Source organism: Amycolatopsis mongoliensis, from assembly GCF_030285665.1.
Lineage (GTDB): Bacteria > Actinomycetota > Actinomycetes > Mycobacteriales > Pseudonocardiaceae > Amycolatopsis > Amycolatopsis mongoliensis.
Genome location: NZ_CP127295.1, coordinates 8,141,640 through 8,157,709, shown reverse-complemented (window position 1 = coordinate 8,157,709; position 16,070 = coordinate 8,141,640). Strand labels below are relative to the sequence as shown.

The following is a 16,070-nucleotide window of genomic DNA, read 5'->3' as shown; positions in this document are numbered from 1 at the left end:
TTTCACGGTCAGCGGGAGGAGAACGGGATGAGCAGTCCCGGGGGCGCGAACAGCGGGTAGGTGACGAGCACGCCGCCGCCGGTCCGGACGACCGACGCGGGGCGGAACAGGTCGCGCTGGCCGGTGTAGAACGCGGCCGCGCCGTCTTCGCCGCCGGTCAGCAGGACGCGGCGGCGTGGTTGCCCGGCCGGGTCTTCGCCGGGGACTTCGGGGAACGCCGCGACCCGGACCGGCTGCAGGGCCGCGAGCGCGGCGATCGTCGCGATCAGCCGGGGGTCGGCGCGGCCCGCGCGGAGCACGGCGGCGGCGTCCGGGGTGAAGGTGATGCGGGTCGACGCCTGGAGGGCCTCGCCGGCGTGCGCACGCGCCGACGACTCCGAACCCGCGGCCGGGTCGGCCGGGGGCAGGCCGAGGCGCGAAACGGTGACCCGGCGATCGCCGGTGCCGAACACCGCTGCGGCGCCGGCGTCCTCGAAGGCGGCTTCGAGGGCCGGATAGCGGTGGCGGAGGCCGGTCGCATCGGCGGTGAAGACGGCCCACTCGGCGGGCGGGCAGGTGACCGCGCACGCGGCGGGCGCGACGAGCATGCCGGTCGGCCAGCCGGCCTTGGCGAGCTCGGCCCAGGCGGCGTCGTCCACGAGCACGCGGGAGCCGGAAGCGTTGGCCTGCACCCATTCCTGCGCGTCGGACAGGGGCCCGCCCCGATCGGTCGAGGGCCGCAGGGCCGGGTAGCCGTACACCCAGCCGGCGGCGACCACCGCCACGACGACGGCGGCGGCGAGCGCGGCGCCGGTCCCGCGCCGGCGGCCCGCCTCCCAGCGGTGGGCCGGGGTGCGCTGCCGGGTCACGGCCTGCACGACCCCGGCCAGCAGCAGCGGGGTCACCGGCAGCAGGAGGGCGAGCACGGCGGTGTGCGGCACGCCCGGGACGGCCAGGGTGGCGGCGAGCAGCAGGCCGGACACCGCGAACGGCCGCAGGGACGTCACGGCCAGCGCGGCCACCAGCGCGACGGTCGAGAGCACCGCCCACGCCGGGTCGAGCGCGACCCAGTCGGCGGCCGACGGACGGCCCGCGGTCGCGAGGTGCGGGCGGAGGATCCCGGCCGCCGGGCCGAACGCGATGCCCAGCCCGAGGTTGAGCAGCACCGCCACCAGCGCGGCCCGCACGGGCGCGCGCCGCACCAGCAGCCAGCCGGCCGCGGGCAGGAAGAACAGTGCGAGCGGCGAGGTGAGCACCGCCACCAGCAGGCACCCCGCGGCCAGGACGTCGTGCCGGATCCGGGCGTCGGGCCGGGTGAGCAGCACCAGCGCGCCCAGGGCCCACACCACCGCCAGGTGCTCGACGACGACCAGCCGCTGCAGGCCCAGCGCCAGCGGGGACGCCGCGAGCAGCAGCACCGCGGCCGCCGACGCCCACCGCGTCAGACCGAGACGGCGCGCCAGGACCCACAGCAGGACGGCACCGGCCACCGCGGCGACGAGCATCGTCTCGCGGACCGCCGCCAGCGCCGTGGCCGAGCGGCCGAACGCGTCCGAGACCATCGTGTAGGCCGAGAGCTGCCACCAGCCGAACGGGCTGACCCCGGCACCACCCGCGTCGGTGAACGGTGTCAGGTGGCCGAGCGCGTAGGCGTGGGCGACGTTCGCGGCTTCGGCGGGCAGCGCCGGGGACGGGGCCGCGAGGTAGAGCACCCGCAGGCCGCCCGTGAGGGCCAGCAGCGCGAGCACGATGTCGAGTGACAGCAACCGGTGACCGGACGCCGGCTCGGAAAGGGTCGCGGGGGAGCGGCCCGAGAACGTCGTCCCCCAGCTGTGCTGGGCCATCCGACGGATCGTAGCCCCTCCCGATCACCCGTCCAGCTCGGGACGGTTATGTCAGCCGGACGGCCTAGAGATCCGAAAAGCCTTGTCCCGCAAGATTATTTCCGACCGTCCCGAGTGGATCCGGAGAGTGTCCGGGTCAACGCGAGTGCGACCGTGCGGACGGCGGGGGCGACCCGTTCGGTGCGCATCCGGTTGGCCCAGCCGGAGATGGAGACCGCGGCGACGGCGACACCGCGGGAGTCGAGCAGGGGGCTGGCCGCGCACACGACGCCGACGCCGGATTCTTCGCGCTCCAGCGCGATCCCGTCCTCTCGCACCCGGGTGAGCTGCCGGCGCAGCAGCCCGGGGGCGGTGATCGTCTTCGGGCTCATGCGGGGTAATCCGGCGTCGATCACCTGGTCCACCACGGATTCCGGAGAAAACGCCAGGATCGCCTTGCCGACCCCGGTGGCGTGCGCGGGGAACCGGCCGCCGATGCGCGACGGCAGCGTCGGCGCGTCCGGTCCGCGCAGCACGTCGAGGTAGACGACTTCGGTGCCTTCGAGGATGGCGAGGTGGACGGTGTTGCGCGTCGCTTCGCGGAGGTCGGCGAGGTACGGCCGGGCCGCTTCGACCAGCCCGCGGCGGGGCGAGGCCAGTTGGCCGATTTCGAACAGCCGCAGCCCGAGCCGCACCGAGCCGTTCTCGCGGGTGAGCAGTCCGGTGTCGGCGAGGTGGCCGGCCAGCCGGTGGACGGTCGTCTTCGCCAGCCCGGTCCGGCGGGCCAGCTCCGAGACGCCGAGGGCCTCGTCGCCCGGCCGGAAGGCTTCCAGCAGCGCGGCGAGCCGGGCCGCGACGAGACCGTCGCCACTCGCGCCGTCGTTCCGCCCAGCGGTACGCATGGGTTGAGTGTGCCCGATCTTCCCCGCCACTGTCACCAGGTCGGTGGAGGTGAGGTCAGTGGTCGTCGGCGCCCAGCACGAGCTTGACGCAGTGGGCGACGAGCCGTTCGCGCGAGACCTTCAGCGAGCCGTCGAGGTAGGCGATGAAGACGTTGCTCAGCGCGCCCACCAGCCCGACGGCGACCATCTGGCGCTCGGTCTCGTCGCCGTGGGACAGCTGCTCGCCGACGAGCGCGGCGAACACCGGCAGCAGGTGCAGGCCCCGGCGGGTCAGGGCCGGGTCGGTCAGGGGCGCGAGCAGCAGGACCCGGCCCTTGCGGGGGTCGTCGACGATCAGCTCGACGAACGCGCGCACGGCGTGCTCGGCCCGCAGCGTGGGGTTCGGCGCGTCCCGGACGGCGTCGACCAGTGCCTGCCGGGCCTGCTCGCCGACGTGCTCGTAAACGGCCGCGACGAGCTCTTCCCGGTCGGCGAAGCTCTCGTAGAAGTAGCGCTCGGTGAGCTTCGCGTGCCGGCACACCGCGCGCACGCTCGTCCCGGCCGAGCCCTCGGTGCCGAGCAGCTCCAGTCCCGCCGAGACGAGCTGCCCGCGCCGCAGCGCCTTCCGGTCGTCCAGGGTCGTGCCCGCCCACGTGCGGCCCGGCATGATCGCTCCTCGGTTGACTACATGTGTTGTCAGATCCTAGCCTGACAACAGCCGTAGTCAGTTCCGACTCGACGAGGAGAGCCGCCGATGAGCAGGGAAGCACCCCGGCCCCTGGGCCCCGACTCGCTCACGTGGAAGTACTTCGGTGACTGGCGCGGCCTGCTCATCGCGCTGTGGGCCGGGTCGATGCAGAACATGCACCCGGGTCTCGGCGCCGGCGTCGAGCAGCACTCGCGGTTCTTCGAGGAGCGCTGGCAGCGGCTGTTCCGCTCGCTCTACCCGATCGGCGGGGTCGTCTACGACGGCCCGCGCGCCCACCGGACGGCCCTCGAGGTGCGCGGCTACCACGACCGCATCAAAGGCGTCGACGCGCAAGGACGTCGCTACCACGCGCTCGACCCGGACACCTACTACTGGGCGCACTCGACGTTCTTCGTCAGCACGATCCTCATCGCCGACCACTTCATGGGCGGGATCGGGGAGGCGGAGAAGCGGCGGCTGTTCGACGAGCACGTCACCTGGTGGCGGATGTACGACATGACGATGCGGCCGGTGCCGGAGAGCTGGGAGGACTTCCAGCGGTACTGGAAGCACATGTGCGCCGAGGTGCTGGAGGACAACAAGGCCACGCGCGACGTCCTCGACCTGCGCGGGATCGCCAAGCCGCCGTTCCTGCCGTGGCTGCCGGACCCGCTCTGGCGGCCGGTGAGCGCGCTGGTCGCGAAGAACTTCGTCTGGCTGACGACCGGGCTGTACGACCGCGAGATCCGGGACCTGCTCGGCCTCCGCTGGTCCGAGCGCGACGCGCGGCGGCACCGGCGGGTGGGGAAGCTGGTCAACGCCGTGTTCAAGCTGGTCCCGCACGATCGCCGCTACCACCCGCGGGCGCGGGCGGGCTGGCGGCGGGTGCGCGGCGAGGTGGCTCCGGACGCCGCCTTGGTCGAGACTCCACCCAGGAACCTGCCGCCGCTGTCGGAGCGGGGCAAGCCCGAGCACTACGCGCCGAACGTCTAGGAGGCATTCGTGAAGCTGGGATTCCACGTCGGGTACTGGGGCAGTGGCCCGACACCGGGTGCGCTGGAAGCGGTGCTCAAGGCCGAGGAGCTCGGCTTCGACTCGGTGTGGACGGCGGAGGCGTACGGCTCGGACGCGTTCACCCCGCTGGCCTGGTACGGCTCCTCCACCAGCCGGATCCGGCTCGGCACGAACATCGTGCAGATGGCGGCGCGCACCCCGACGGCGACGGCGATGAGCGCGCTGACGCTCGACCACCTCTCCGGCGGCCGGATGGTGCTCGGGCTCGGCGCGTCCGGCCCGCAGGTCGTCGAGGGCTGGTACGGCCAGCCGTACCCGAAGCCGCTCGCCCGGACGCGGGAGTACGTCGACATCGTCCGGCAGGTGATCGCCCGCGAGGCGCCGGTGACCCTCGACGGCCAGCACTTCCAGCTGCCGCTGAAGGGCGGCACCGGGCTCGGCAAGCCGCTGAAGCCGACGGTGCACCCGCTGCGCAAGGAGATCCCGATCCTCCTGGCCGCGGAGGGCCCGAAGAACGTCGCCCTCTCCGCCGAGATCGGCGACGGCTGGCTGCCGCTGTTCTTCTCCCCGAAGAGCAACGCCTTCTACAAGGCGGCGCTGGAGGAAGGGTTCGCCAGGGAAGGCGCCCGCCGCACCTTCGACACGTTCGAGGTGCCCTGCTCGATCCCGGTGATCGTGCACGACGACGTCGAGGAGGCCGCGAGCTGGATCAAGCCGTCGCTGGCGCTCTACATCGGCGGGATGGGCGCGAAGAGCGTCAACTTCCACCACGACGTCTTCGCCCGGCTCGGCTACGAGGACGTGGCGGACAAGGTGCAGGAGCTGTACCTGGCGGGCCGCAAGGACGAGGCGACCGCGGCGATCCCGACGTCGCTCGTGGAGGACACGTCGCTGATCGGGCCGGCCGCGAAGATCCGGGACGAGCTGCAGGCCTGGGAGGAGACGGTCGTGACGCAGCTGCTCCTGCGGGGTGACGCGGCGACGCTGACGAAGATCGCCGACGCGCTGGGCTGAAAGCCGTGAAGGCCTCCTTCCCGGCTCTTATGGCCGGTGAGGAGGCCTTCACGGCTTTCGTGGCGGCACTTTTGTCGGGTTGCCGGGGTGGCGGGGCTCACGTACGGTCCCCGATTAACGCGAAAGTCGTTCACGTTAGTCGGGAGACCGTATGCGGGTCAGTCGTCGTACCGTCCTGGCCGGAGCCACCGCGCTCCCGCTCGCCGCCGCCCTGGCGGGAACCGCCGAGGCCGCCGAACCGGGGCTGCGGGTCGGCGTCGGGATCGGCGACGTCACCGGGCCTGCCGCCGAGAACGGCATGATGGGCTACTCCATGCCGCAGCAGCAGACCGCCGGCATCCACCTGCGCACCCGGGCCCGCGCCTACCTCGTCGACGACGGGACGCACCGGATCGTCTTCGTCACCGCCGAGCTGGGCGCGCTGTTCCAGTCCGTCCACCAAGGCGTCCTGCGCGAGCTGGCCGGGAGGTACGGCGACCGCTACACCGACCAGAACGTCCTGCTCAACGCCACCCACACGCATTCCGCGTGCGGCGGCGACTCGCACTACGCCGCCTACGACCTGTCGATCCTCGGGTTCCAGCAGCAGACCTACGACGCCGTCGTCGCCGGGATCGTGGACGCGATCGGCCGGGCCCACGACAACCTGAAGCCGGGTGAACTGACCCTCGGCCGCACCGAACTGACCGAGGCGAGCGCGAACCGGTCGAGGGTCGCCTTCGAGCTCAACCCCGACAAGGACCACTTCCCGCTCTCGATCGACCCCGCGGTGACCGTGCTGCGGTTCCGCCAGGGCGGCCGGGACGTCGGCGCGATCACCTGGTTCGCCACGCACGGCACGTCGATGAGCAACGGCAACCACCTGATCAGCAGTGACAACAAGGGCTACGCCGCCTACGCGTGGGAGCACGACCACGCCGGGGTCCGCTACCTCGACGGCCCGCCCGGGTTCGTCGCCGCGTTCGCCCAGACCAACTCCGGCGACATGACGCCGAACCTGAACCTGCGGCCGGGCACGTCCGAGACGGAGTTCGAGAACACCCGGCGCATCGGTGAACTCCAGTTCCAGGCGGCGAAACGCGCGTTCGACGCGGCGGACGAACCGATCACCGGCGGCGTCGACCACCGGATGACCTACGTGGACATGTCCGCCGTCGACGTCGACCCGCGGTTCACCCCGGACGGGCGCGCCCATCGGACGTGCACCGCCGCGATCGGGGTCTCGATGCTGGCCGGCAGCACCGAAGACGGGCCCGGCCTGCCGCTGCCCGAAGGCGTCAAGAACCCCTTCATCGACTGGCTCGGCGGCATCGACGCGCCGATCCCGCAGGCCCTGGCCGACGCGCAGGCGCCGAAAGTCGTCGCCGTGCCGTTCGGGGCGATGCAGCCCTACCCGTGGGCGCCGGAGGTGCTGCCGCTGCAGATCGTCCGGATCGGGCAGCTGCACCTGGTCGCCGGGCCCGCGGAGTACACGATCGTCGCCGGGCTGCGGATCCGGAAGACCGTCGCTTCGACGCTGGGCGTGCCGCTCGAGAACGTCCTCATGCAGGGCTACTCCAACGCCTACAGCCAGTACGTCACGACGCCGGAGGAGTACGACTCGCAGCAGTACGAAGGCGCGTCGACGCTCTTCGGCCGCTACACACTGCCCGCGTACCAGCAGGAGTTCGGGAAGCTCGCCGCCGCGATGAAGGCGGGGACGCCGGTGCCGCACGGGCCGGTCCCGCGCGACCTCCGCGGCAAGCTGGTGAACTTCCAGCCCGGCGTCGTGTTCGACAGCGCGCCGCTCCTGAAGAGCTTCGGCGACGTCGTCACCGACGCGAAGAGCAGCTACCGGCGCGGCGAACAGGTCTCGGTCGCGTTCGTGACCGGCCACCCGAAGAACGACCCGCGCCGCGACGGGACGTTCCTCGAGATCCAGCAGTACGTGGACGGCCGGTGGGTCCGCTACGCCGACGACGGCGACTGGGCCACCAAGTTCCGGTGGACGCGGACGTTCGTGAGCGAGTCGCGGGCCGAGGTCACCTGGGACATCCCCGCGAACACCCCGGTGGGCAAGTACCGCGTCGTCCACTTCGGAGCGTGGAAGCACGGCCTCACCGGTGCCGTCGCCCAGCTCAGCGGGACCTCCCGCGCCTTCGTCGTCTCCTGACCGGAAAGGACCCCGCGTGCGCAGGACCGCCATTCTCGCCGCCCTCGTCACCGCGCTGACCACCACCGCGGCCCCAGCCCAGGCCGCGGACGCCTCGGTCAGCGTCCTGAGCTTCAACCTCTGGCAGCTCCCGTGGATCGCCAACCCGAACACGTCCGACAAGGAGGCCAGGGCGCACGCCGCGGAAGGCGTCATCCGCGCCCAGGACACCGACGTCGTCGTGCTCGAAGAGGCTTTCAGCGCCCAGGCCGAGGACCTGCGCGACCGGCTCGCGGACGCCTACCCGTTCCGGACGCCCCTGGTCGGCCAGTACTGCTCGACCTCGCCGGGTTGGACGTCGGTGAGCGGCAACTGCTCGACCTCACCCATCGTCGTCAACGGTGGCGTGACGGTGCTGAGCAAGTACCCGATCACCGAGAAGCACCAGCTCGTCTACCGCAGCTCCTACTCCGGCACGGCCGACTACCTGTCCAACAAGGGCGCGGCGCTGGTCCGGATCTTCGCCCACGGCAAGGGGCTCTGGCTCGCCGGCACGCACCTGCAGGCCGACGAAGGCCCGGAGACGCTGCCGAAGGCGCACGCCACCCGGATGGCCCAGCTCGGCGAGCTGCGCGACCTCGCGGCCGCGCACGTCCCGGCGGGTGACGCCGTGGCCGTCGCCGGGGACCTCAACATCGAATACTGGGCCGGCCGGGGCCGCCGGGACGCCGCCGGCCGGACCCAGGCCGAGCAGGGCGCGGCCGTGCTCGGCGGAACGCTCGCGACCACGGGCGCGGGGGAGTACACCTTCGACGCGGCGACCAACCCGGACGCGGCGAAGTCCGTCCCGGTGAGCTACCGGGACTCGCTGGACTACGTCGGCTCGGTGCGACGCGCCGAGGTCGGCCCGGTACGGCTGGTGCATTACGACGGTGGCACGATTCCCTCCGACCACTACCCGGTGCGGGCCGAGATCCATTACTGAGTGCCTGATCGGATTCCGCTCTGCGAGGAGGACCATGGCGACGCTGTCCGGCCGGACGAGGTTCCGCTATTCGCTCGGCTCGTTCGTCACCGGGTCCTTCGGCACGGTCCCCGGCCTGGTCCTGGTCAAGTACCTGACCGACACGATGGCCGTGCCCGCGGGCTGGGCTGCCGCGATCGTGTTCGTGCCCAAGGCCTGGGACGTGCTGTTCAACCCGATCGCGGGCCGGCTGTCCGACGCCGACCTGATCAAGACCGGCAGCAGGCGGCGCTTCCTGCTCGTCGGCGGCATCGGCGTCGCGATCCTGTTCGCGGCGATGTTCGCCCACCCCGGGTTCGGGAACCCGCTGCCGGACGCGCTGTACGTGGCGATCACGTTCGCCGCCTGCGCCACGGCGTACGCGCTGTTCCAGGTGCCGTTCAACGCGCTGCCCGCCGAGCTGACCGAGTCGGCGACCGAGCGGACGAAGCTCACCAGCGTCCGGATCGGCGTGCTGGCCGTGACGATCCTGATCTGCGGCGGCGGTGCCCCGGCGATCAGCACCGGCGTCGGCGGGGTCGCCGGCTACCGGGTGATGGCCGTGGTGATCGGGCTGATCGTGCTGGCCGCGACGCTGCTGGTGTACTTCGGGCTGAAGGACGCGCCGGTCGGTTCGCTGCGGCCGAACACCGTGAGCGTGAAGGAGCTGGTGCGGACGCTGGCCGGCTGGCGGCCGTTCCGCTGGCTGCTCGGCACGTACTTCATCCAGGCGCTGGGCATCGGCACGGTGCTCGCCGCGATCCCGTTCTTCGCCCAGCGCATCCTCGGCAGCGAGGGCTACGGCACGATCCTGTTCGTGATCTTCGTCGGCCCGGCCCTGGTCACCATGCCGCTGTGGCCGCGGCTGGGCGACCGGGTCGGCAAGCTCAACGGCTTCCGCCTGGCGACGGCGGCGTTCGCGGTCGGGCTGCTGGGCCTGGTGTTCGCCCAGTCGATCCCGCTCGTCGTGTCGTTCGTCTTCGTCGCGCTGTGCGGGGTCGGGTACGCCGGGATCTCGGTGTTCCCGCTGGCCATCCTGCCCGACCTGATCACCGCCGAGGAAGAGCGGACCGGCGAGACCCGCGCCGGGATCGCGGCCGGCGTGTGGACCGCGGGGGAGACGCTCGGGCTGGCCTTCGGCGGTGGGCTCTGGGCGCTCATCCTCGCGTTCGGCGGGTACGTGTCGAGCACGGACGCCACGGCGGCCCAGCCGCACAGCGCGATCGTGGCGATCCTCGTCGGCGCGTCGATCGTCCCCGGCGTGCTCATCGCGCTGGCCCTGCCGCTGCTGCGGCGCAAGGTGCTGGAGCCGCGCCATGAACCCGCCTGAGGACATCCTCGCGGCGCTGCGGGAACTGCGCGCGGGTGACCTGCCGACGCACGGCGGCCGCACGCTCGCCTACGTCTACGACAGTGGTCTGTCCGAAGTGGACTCCCTGGGGGCCGCCGCGCACGCGCTGGCGTCGTCGGCCAACGGACTCGACCCGACGGCGTTCCCCAGCCTGCTGCGGATGGAGAACGACCTCGTCGCCGCGGCTTCTGCTCTGCTCGGCGACGTCCCGGGCGTGGTCGGCTCGGTGACTTCCGGTGGCACGGAGTCGTGCCTGCTGGCGGTTCTCGCCGCTCGCGACGCGCACCCTTCGATCGCTGCGCCGTCGATCGTGCTGCCGACCACCGCGCACGCGGCGTTCCACAAGGCGGCGCACCTGTTCGGGCTGCGCCGCATCGACGTCCCGGTCGACCCGGTGACCTTCCGCGCCGACCCGGCGGCGATGGCGGCGGCGATCGACGACTCCACGGTGCTGGTGGTGGCGAGCGCGCCGTCGTACGCGCACGGCGTCCTCGACCCGGTGGCCGAGATCGCCGCGGCGGCTTCGGCGCGGGGCGTGCGGATGCACGTCGACGCGTGCATCGGCGGCTGGGTCCTGCCCTACTTCGCCCGCCTCGGCGCCGACGTCCCGCTGTTCGACTTCCGCGTTCCCGGCGTCACGAGCATATCGGTGGACCTGCACAAGTACGCGTACTGCCCCAAGGGCACGTCGGTGCTGCTGCACGCGTCGGCCGAGCTGCGGCGCTCGCACTACTTCGCGAGCGCAGCCTGGCCGGGCTACACGATGCTGAACACGACGATCCAGAGCACGCGCTCGGGCGGACCGCTGGCCGCGGCGTGGGCGGTGGTCCGTCACCTCGGCGAGGACGGCTACCTGAGCCTGGCCGCTTCGGCGCGGGAAGCGGTTTCCCGGATCCGGGCCGGTGTCTCCGACATCGACGGCCTGCGGGTGCTGGGCGATCCGGTGTCGACGCTGATCGCGTTCACCGGCGACGACGGCTTCGACCTCTTCACGGTCGCGGACGAAATGAAGACGCGCGGCTGGTACGTCCAGCCGCAGTTCGCCTTCGAAGCGTCTCCGGTGAACCTGCACCTGACGGTGACGGCGGCCAACCACGGCAGCGAGAAGGAGTTCCTGACCGACCTCGCGGCCTCGGTCGACGCGGCCCGCGCGGCCGGCCCGGTGCTGATCGATCCCGCGGTGGCCGACTTCGTGGCGGCCCTGGACCCGGCGACGCTGACGTCGGAGCAGTTCGCGGGCCTCCTGGCCGCGGCGGGCCTGGGCGGCGCGGCCGGCCTCCCGGACCGGATGGCCCCGATCAACGCGCTCCTCGCAACGGCACCACCGCCCCTCCGCGAGCGCCTCCTCCTGGAGTTCCTCGGCGCCCTGTACACGCCGTGAATGTCGCATTGAGAGACGTAGAGTCCCTCAATGCGACATTCACGGACCGGGGCTACTGGTTGCGGGAAGCCAGGCCTGCGGGGGCGGACTTGACGGCCGCGTGGATCGCGTCCGCCAGCGCGAGCGCGTCCTCTTCGGTCAGTTCCAACGCGACGCGGGCCGAGGCGCCCAGGCCCGGGTTGCGGAAGTCGATGTTCACCGTGTGCCCGTACGGCGCGTGGACCGGGTGGTCGACGTACACGGTGCCCTCGTTCAGGCGGAACCAGCCGCGGGCGCCCTTGCCGCTGCCTTCGAGCTCGAACTTCTCGGTCAGGTAAGTGCACATGGCGAAGTCCTAATCAGTTCTGGGAGTGAGCCATCCGGCAGACTCCTGGTCGGTAGCCGGCCGGCAGGTGAGCACTCGACAGTCCTGGACGCGTGAGTCCTGATGAGAGACCGTGCCCCTGCTGGTTGGCTGGGAGAGTTGATCGCTACTGGGATGTCGTGCCCCGCGTGTTACCGGCGGGAGCACTGTTTGATTAGGTCGCTGATGGTTCTCCCGCCGGCTGCTCAAGGGTGATCGAGATCGGGAGGATCGTTGCGGCTGTTCGTAGGAGACGACTGGGCTGAAGACCATCACGATGTGGAGGTGATGGACGGCTCCGGCCGCAGACTGGTCAAGGCCCGGCTGCCCGAAGGCGTGACGGGGATGACTCGGTTGCACACGATGATCGGTGAGCTGGCCGGAGACGACGCCGATGAGGTCGAGGTGCTGGTCGGTATCGAGACCGACCGAGGACCCTGGGTCGCGGCGCTGGTCGCTGCCGGTTACACGGTGCTGGCGGTCAACCCGTTGCAGGCGGCCAGGTTCCGCGACCGGCTGGGAGTCTCGGGCGCTAAAAGCGACGCCGGCGACGCGCACGTGCTGGCTGACATGGTGCGCACCCACGGCCACGAGTTGCGGCCGGTCGCCGGGGACTCCGCGCGGGCCGAGGCCGTCAAGGTCGTGACCCGTACCCATAAAACCCTGATCTGGGAACGGACTCGCCACACCCAGCGGTTGCGGCACGCGCTGCGGGACTACTTTCCCGCCGCGCTGGTCGCGTTCACCGACCTCGACGCCGCCGACACTCTGGAACTGCTGGCCAAAGCCCCCACCCCGGCTCAGGCCGCCCGGCTGACGATCGCGCAGATCAGCGGCGCGTTGAAGCGGGCGCGCCGCAAGAGCATCGCCGGGAAAGCGGCGGAGATCCAGGCCGCGCTGCGCGCCGAGCACCTCACCCAGCCGGATGTCGTGGCCGCTGCCCACGCCGCCTCGGTCCAGGCGCTGATCGCGGTCCTGACCGTCTTGGACGCTCAGGTCAAGACCTTGCAGGGGCAGGTCGAGGCCTATTTTGGGCAGCACCCGGCCGCTGAGATCATCGCGTCCCAGCCTGGTCTGGGGCCGATCCTCGGCGCCCGGGTGCTCGCAGAGTTCGGCGACGACCCCGACCGCTATGCCACCGCCAAGGCCCGCAAGAACTACGCCGGGACTTCTCCGATCACCCGAGCCTCGGGCAAGAAGAAGGTCGCGCTGGCCCGGTTCGTGCACAACGACCGGCTCATCGACGCCCTGCTGACCCAGGCGTTCAGCGCGCTCAGACGCTCGCCCGGCGCACGCGCCTGCTACGACCGGCACCGAGCCCGCGGCGCCGGCCACAACGCCGCTCTGCGCCAGCTCGCCAACCGCCTCGTCGGGATCCTGCATGGCTGCCTCAAAACCGGCACCCTCTACGACGAGACAACCGCCTGGTCGCATCACCCCGAGAACATCGCTGCTTGACATCTACGCTCCTGGGATGTCTCTCAGGCCGTGAGCGTGCGGGAATAGAAGTCGAAGATGCGTTCCCAGCCGTCCTTCGCGGCTTCCGGCCGGTAGCTCGGGCGGTCGACGGCGAAGAACGAGTGGCCCGCGTCCGCGTAGGTGTGGAACTCGTGCTCCTTGCCCAGCTTCTCCAGCTCGGCCGCCAGGACCGCGACTTCGTCGGGGCTGGGGAACTGGTCGTCGGCGCCGAAGATGCCCAGCAGCGGGCACGACAGCTGCGGGGCCAGGCCGAGCAGCGGCTTCATCTGCTTCATGGCCTCGGGCGGGTCGGCGACGACGAACGCGCCGTAGCAGTCGACCGCCGCGTCGATGTCGAGCGAGCACGCGGAGAGGAACGCCTGACGCCCGCCCGAGCAGTGCCCGATGACGCCGATCTTGCCGTTGGCGTTCTCGAGGGCGCGAAGGTAGTCGGCCGCGCCCGAGACGTCGCCGACGAGCCGGTCGTCCGGGACGCCGCCGGCGGCGCGGACCGTGGCGGCCGCGTCGTCGGGGTCCGCGCCCGGTGCTTCGCGCGTGTACAGGTTCGGACAGAGCGCGTTGTAGCCCTCGACCGCGAAGCGGCGCACCATCTCCTTCGTCGACGCGTCGTAGCCGGGCATGTGGTGGATCACCACGACGCCGCCGCGCGGGGTTTCGTCGGTCGGCTTGGCCAGGTAGGCCTCGAGTTCGTCACCGCCGTGGCCGGTGATGGTGACGGTCCCGGCGACGATCTCGTCGGTCATCTGTTCTCCTTCGTTCCCTCGGGGGTGTGGAAGTACCGCGCGCCGCGCGAAGCGGAGGCCACCGCGGCGACGACGGCCATCACCGCGGCCGCTGTGAACACGACCACCAGGCCGTGGTGGAACGGGCCGGACACCAGCTGCGGGAAGAATTCCCCGCCGGTCAGGGCCGAGCGGTCGGCTGGGGAGAGCCCGGCCAGGACGTCCGGGCCGAGCAGGTGCCCGACCGGGTTGCTGCCGAGGAACGCGGCGAACAGCGTGCTCACCGGCGGCAGCTGGGCGACGCCGTCGGCGACGGCCGCCGGGACGCCGTGGGCCTGCAGCCCGCTGGTGAGGGTCTGCGGCAGCGAAGACGCGAGCCCGGCGATCATCAGCGAGAAGAACACGCCGATCGACAACGACGTCCCGGAGTTCTGGAACGTCGCGCGCATGCCGGAGGCGACCCCGCGCTGCTCGGTCGGCACGCTGCTCATGATGGCCGAGGTGTTGGGCGCGGAGAACATGCCCTGGCCGATCCCGCTGACCACGAGCAGCGCGGCGAACGCCGGGTACGGGAAGTCCACCGGCAGCGCCAGGAGCCCGAGGAACGCCGCCGCGACCAGCAGCAGGCCGCCGGTGGAGAACAGCCGCGCGCCGAACCGGTCGGACAGGTAGCCCGACACCGGCCCCGCGAGGAGGAACCCGACGGTCAGCGGCAGCAGGTAGATGCCCGCCCACAGCGGGGTCCGCTCGTAGTCGTAGCCGTGCAGGGGCAGCCAGATCCCCTGCAGCCAGATGATGAGCATGAACTGCATGCCACCACGGGCGACCGAAGTCAGCAACGCGGCGACGTTGCCGGCGGCGAACGCGCGGATCTTGAACAGCGAAAGCTGGAACATCGGCGCCGCGACGCGGGTTTCGATGACGCCGAACAGCAGGAGCAGCAGCACGCCGGCGCCGATCCCGCCGAGCACCCACGGGCTGCCCCAGCCGGTGGCGGCGCCGCCGTAGGGCTGGATGCCGCAGGTGATGGCGGCCAGCAGCAACGCGGTCCCGGCGGCGAAGGTGATGTTGCCGCCCCAGTCGACCTTCGCGCGCTTCGGCGTGCCGACCTCGCGGAGGCTGCGGATCGACCAGATCGTGCCGAGCAGCCCGAACGGGACACTGACCCAGAACACCGCGCGCCAGTCGATCTCGGCCAGCAGCCCGCCGACGACCAGGCCGAGGAACTGCCCGGCCAGCGCGGTGATCTGGTTGACGCCCAGTGCCATCCCGCGTTGTTCGGTGGGGAAGGCGTCGGTCAGGATGGCGGCCGAGTTCGCCGTCAGCATCGATCCGCCGACGGCCTGCACGACCCGCCAGCCGATCAGCCACAGCGCGCCGCCGCCGGCGTGGAACGGGTCGAACGACAGCGCCACCGACGCGACGCTGAACACGACGAAGCCGAGGTTGTACATCTTGACCCGGCCGAACATGTCGCCGAGCCGCCCGAGCGTCACCACCAGCACCGCCTGCACCAGCAGGTAGCCGAGGATCATCCAGAGCAGGTAGCCGATGTTGCCCGGCGCGAGGGGGTCGAGGCCGATGCCGCGGAAGATGGCCGGCAGCGAGATGATGACGATCGAGCCGTCGAGCGCGGACATCAGCACGCCGAGCGTGGTGTTGGAGAGCGCGACCCACTTGTAGCGGCTGTTCGTGGTCCGCGTCGTCGTCACAGCTCGTCCGCCAGCCGCTCGATCAGCGGGATGGCGGCGACGAGCTCACGCTGCTCGGCCGCGGTGAACTTCTCGGCCAGCGCGGTCGCCATCAGCTGGGTGGTGCGCGACCGGCGGTCGGTGAGCAGCTTGACCCCCGCGGCCGTGACCGACATCAGCACCTTGCGGCCGTCGGAGTCGTCCTTGCGCCGCTCGACGAGCCCGCGCTCGACGAGCCCGGCGAGCGTGACGCCCATGGCCTGCGGTTTGACGCGTTCGAGGTCGGCCAGGCAGCCCGGCGTGGCGGGGCCCTCCCGGTCGAGCCGGGAGAGCACCGACCGTTCGGGCAGGGTCAGCTCGCCGACGACGTAGCCCTGGCGCAGCCGCCGGACCAGCCGCCCGAGGGCGACGCGCAGGTCGGTGCTCACCTGGAGCAGCTCCTCATCCGTCACGATCGTCAACCTAGACTGATAAACCTGGGTTGATCAACTCGGATGATTCGCCCGACCCGGTCGTGAGTGTTTAGGGCGGTTCTAACCGCCCTAAACACTCACGACGACAGCGGTAGGG

At 71.6% G+C, this 16,070-nt stretch carries 14 protein-coding genes; 7 read left to right on the top strand and 7 right to left on the bottom strand.

Going from position 1 to position 16,070, the window contains the following annotated elements; genetic code table 11:
* Positions 1 to 8 precede the first annotated feature (8 nt).
* From QRX60_RS39135 to QRX60_RS39125, 3 genes are all read right to left on the bottom strand, one after another.
* Complete coding sequence (locus QRX60_RS39135) at positions 9 to 1,823, bottom strand: glycosyl transferase (RefSeq protein ID WP_285996494.1); 1,815 nt, start codon at positions 1,821 to 1,823, stop codon at positions 9 to 11.
* Positions 1,824 to 1,918: 95 nt separating this feature from the next.
* Positions 1,919 to 2,704 (bottom strand): IclR family transcriptional regulator, encoded by a 786-nt coding sequence (locus QRX60_RS39130; protein ID WP_285996493.1) that lies wholly within the window; start codon positions 2,702 to 2,704, stop codon positions 1,919 to 1,921.
* Positions 2,705 to 2,759: 55 nt separating this feature from the next.
* Complete coding sequence (locus QRX60_RS39125) at positions 2,760 to 3,350, bottom strand: TetR/AcrR family transcriptional regulator (protein WP_285996492.1); 591 nt, start codon at positions 3,348 to 3,350, stop codon at positions 2,760 to 2,762.
* Between the two features lie 87 nt (positions 3,351 to 3,437).
* Here QRX60_RS39125 and QRX60_RS39120 point away from each other — a divergent pair, with 87 nt between their 5' ends.
* The 6 genes from QRX60_RS39120 (at position 3,438) to QRX60_RS39095 (ending at position 11,265) form a co-directional block, all read left to right on the top strand.
* Positions 3,438 to 4,364, top strand: a complete 927-nt coding sequence (locus QRX60_RS39120; RefSeq protein WP_285996491.1) for an oxygenase MpaB family protein — start codon at positions 3,438 to 3,440, stop codon at positions 4,362 to 4,364.
* A gap of 9 nt (positions 4,365 to 4,373) precedes the next feature.
* Positions 4,374 to 5,399: an LLM class F420-dependent oxidoreductase gene (locus QRX60_RS39115; RefSeq protein ID WP_285996490.1), complete on the top strand. Its 1,026-nt coding sequence runs from the start codon at positions 4,374 to 4,376 to the stop codon at positions 5,397 to 5,399.
* A 151-nt stretch (positions 5,400 to 5,550) separates the two neighbouring features.
* A complete protein-coding gene (locus QRX60_RS39110) occupies positions 5,551 to 7,551 on the top strand; it encodes a neutral/alkaline ceramidase (protein ID WP_285996489.1) in 2,001 nt (666 codons plus the stop codon).
* Between the two features lie 16 nt (positions 7,552 to 7,567).
* A complete protein-coding gene (locus QRX60_RS39105; protein ID WP_285996488.1) occupies positions 7,568 to 8,515 on the top strand; it encodes a sphingomyelin phosphodiesterase in 948 nt (315 codons plus the stop codon).
* A 34-nt stretch (positions 8,516 to 8,549) separates the two neighbouring features.
* A complete protein-coding gene (locus QRX60_RS39100; protein ID WP_285996487.1) occupies positions 8,550 to 9,863 on the top strand; it encodes an MFS transporter in 1,314 nt (437 codons plus the stop codon).
* A complete protein-coding gene (locus QRX60_RS39095) occupies positions 9,850 to 11,265 on the top strand; it encodes a pyridoxal phosphate-dependent decarboxylase family protein (protein ID WP_285996486.1) in 1,416 nt (471 codons plus the stop codon). Before QRX60_RS39100 ends, QRX60_RS39095 begins: the two co-directional genes overlap by 14 nt.
* A 52-nt stretch (positions 11,266 to 11,317) precedes the next feature.
* Here the strand turns inward: QRX60_RS39095 and QRX60_RS39090 are convergent, their stop codons facing one another.
* Positions 11,318 to 11,590: a DUF6295 family protein gene (locus tag QRX60_RS39090; protein WP_285996485.1), complete on the bottom strand. Its 273-nt coding sequence runs from the start codon at positions 11,588 to 11,590 to the stop codon at positions 11,318 to 11,320.
* A 252-nt stretch (positions 11,591 to 11,842) separates the two neighbouring features.
* Here QRX60_RS39090 and QRX60_RS39085 point away from each other — a divergent pair, with 252 nt between their 5' ends.
* On the top strand, positions 11,843 to 13,066 hold the full coding sequence (locus QRX60_RS39085; protein WP_456298874.1) for an IS110 family RNA-guided transposase: 1,224 nt from the start codon (positions 11,843 to 11,845) through the stop codon (positions 13,064 to 13,066).
* A 23-nt stretch (positions 13,067 to 13,089) separates the two neighbouring features.
* Here QRX60_RS39085 and QRX60_RS39080 read toward each other — a convergent pair whose 3' ends face one another.
* The 3 genes from QRX60_RS39080 to QRX60_RS39070 are packed head-to-tail and all read right to left on the bottom strand — an operon-like array spanning position 13,090 to position 15,952.
* Positions 13,090 to 13,830, bottom strand: a complete 741-nt coding sequence (locus tag QRX60_RS39080; RefSeq protein ID WP_285996484.1) for a dienelactone hydrolase family protein — start codon at positions 13,828 to 13,830, stop codon at positions 13,090 to 13,092.
* Positions 13,827 to 15,521 (bottom strand): MFS transporter, encoded by a 1,695-nt coding sequence (locus QRX60_RS39075; RefSeq protein WP_285996483.1) that lies wholly within the window; start codon positions 15,519 to 15,521, stop codon positions 13,827 to 13,829. The genes QRX60_RS39080 and QRX60_RS39075 overlap by 4 nt, the downstream gene beginning before the upstream one ends.
* Positions 15,518 to 15,952, bottom strand: coding sequence for a MarR family winged helix-turn-helix transcriptional regulator (locus tag QRX60_RS39070; RefSeq protein WP_285996482.1), 435 nt, complete (start codon positions 15,950 to 15,952; stop codon positions 15,518 to 15,520). The genes QRX60_RS39075 and QRX60_RS39070 overlap by 4 nt, the downstream gene beginning before the upstream one ends.
* Between the last annotated feature and the right edge of the window lie 118 nt (positions 15,953 to 16,070).

Excerpts from the sequence above, each read along its gene's own strand:
- QRX60_RS39095 (WP_285996486.1), top strand. The coding sequence starts at position 9,850 with ATGAACCCGCCTGAGGACATCCTCGCGGCGCTGCGGGAACTGCGCGCG.
- QRX60_RS39135 (WP_285996494.1), bottom strand. The coding sequence starts at position 1,823 with ATGGCCCAGCACAGCTGGGGGACGACGTTCTCGGGCCGCTCCCCCGCG.
- QRX60_RS39120 (WP_285996491.1), top strand. The coding sequence starts at position 3,438 with ATGAGCAGGGAAGCACCCCGGCCCCTGGGCCCCGACTCGCTCACGTGG.
- QRX60_RS39100 (WP_285996487.1), top strand. The coding sequence starts at position 8,550 with ATGGCGACGCTGTCCGGCCGGACGAGGTTCCGCTATTCGCTCGGCTCG.
- QRX60_RS39125 (WP_285996492.1), bottom strand. The coding sequence starts at position 3,350 with ATGCCGGGCCGCACGTGGGCGGGCACGACCCTGGACGACCGGAAGGCG.
- QRX60_RS39080 (WP_285996484.1), bottom strand. The coding sequence starts at position 13,830 with ATGACCGACGAGATCGTCGCCGGGACCGTCACCATCACCGGCCACGGC.
- QRX60_RS39090 (WP_285996485.1), bottom strand. The coding sequence starts at position 11,590 with ATGTGCACTTACCTGACCGAGAAGTTCGAGCTCGAAGGCAGCGGCAAG.
- QRX60_RS39110 (WP_285996489.1), top strand. The coding sequence starts at position 5,551 with ATGCGGGTCAGTCGTCGTACCGTCCTGGCCGGAGCCACCGCGCTCCCG.
- QRX60_RS39130 (WP_285996493.1), bottom strand. The coding sequence starts at position 2,704 with ATGCGTACCGCTGGGCGGAACGACGGCGCGAGTGGCGACGGTCTCGTC.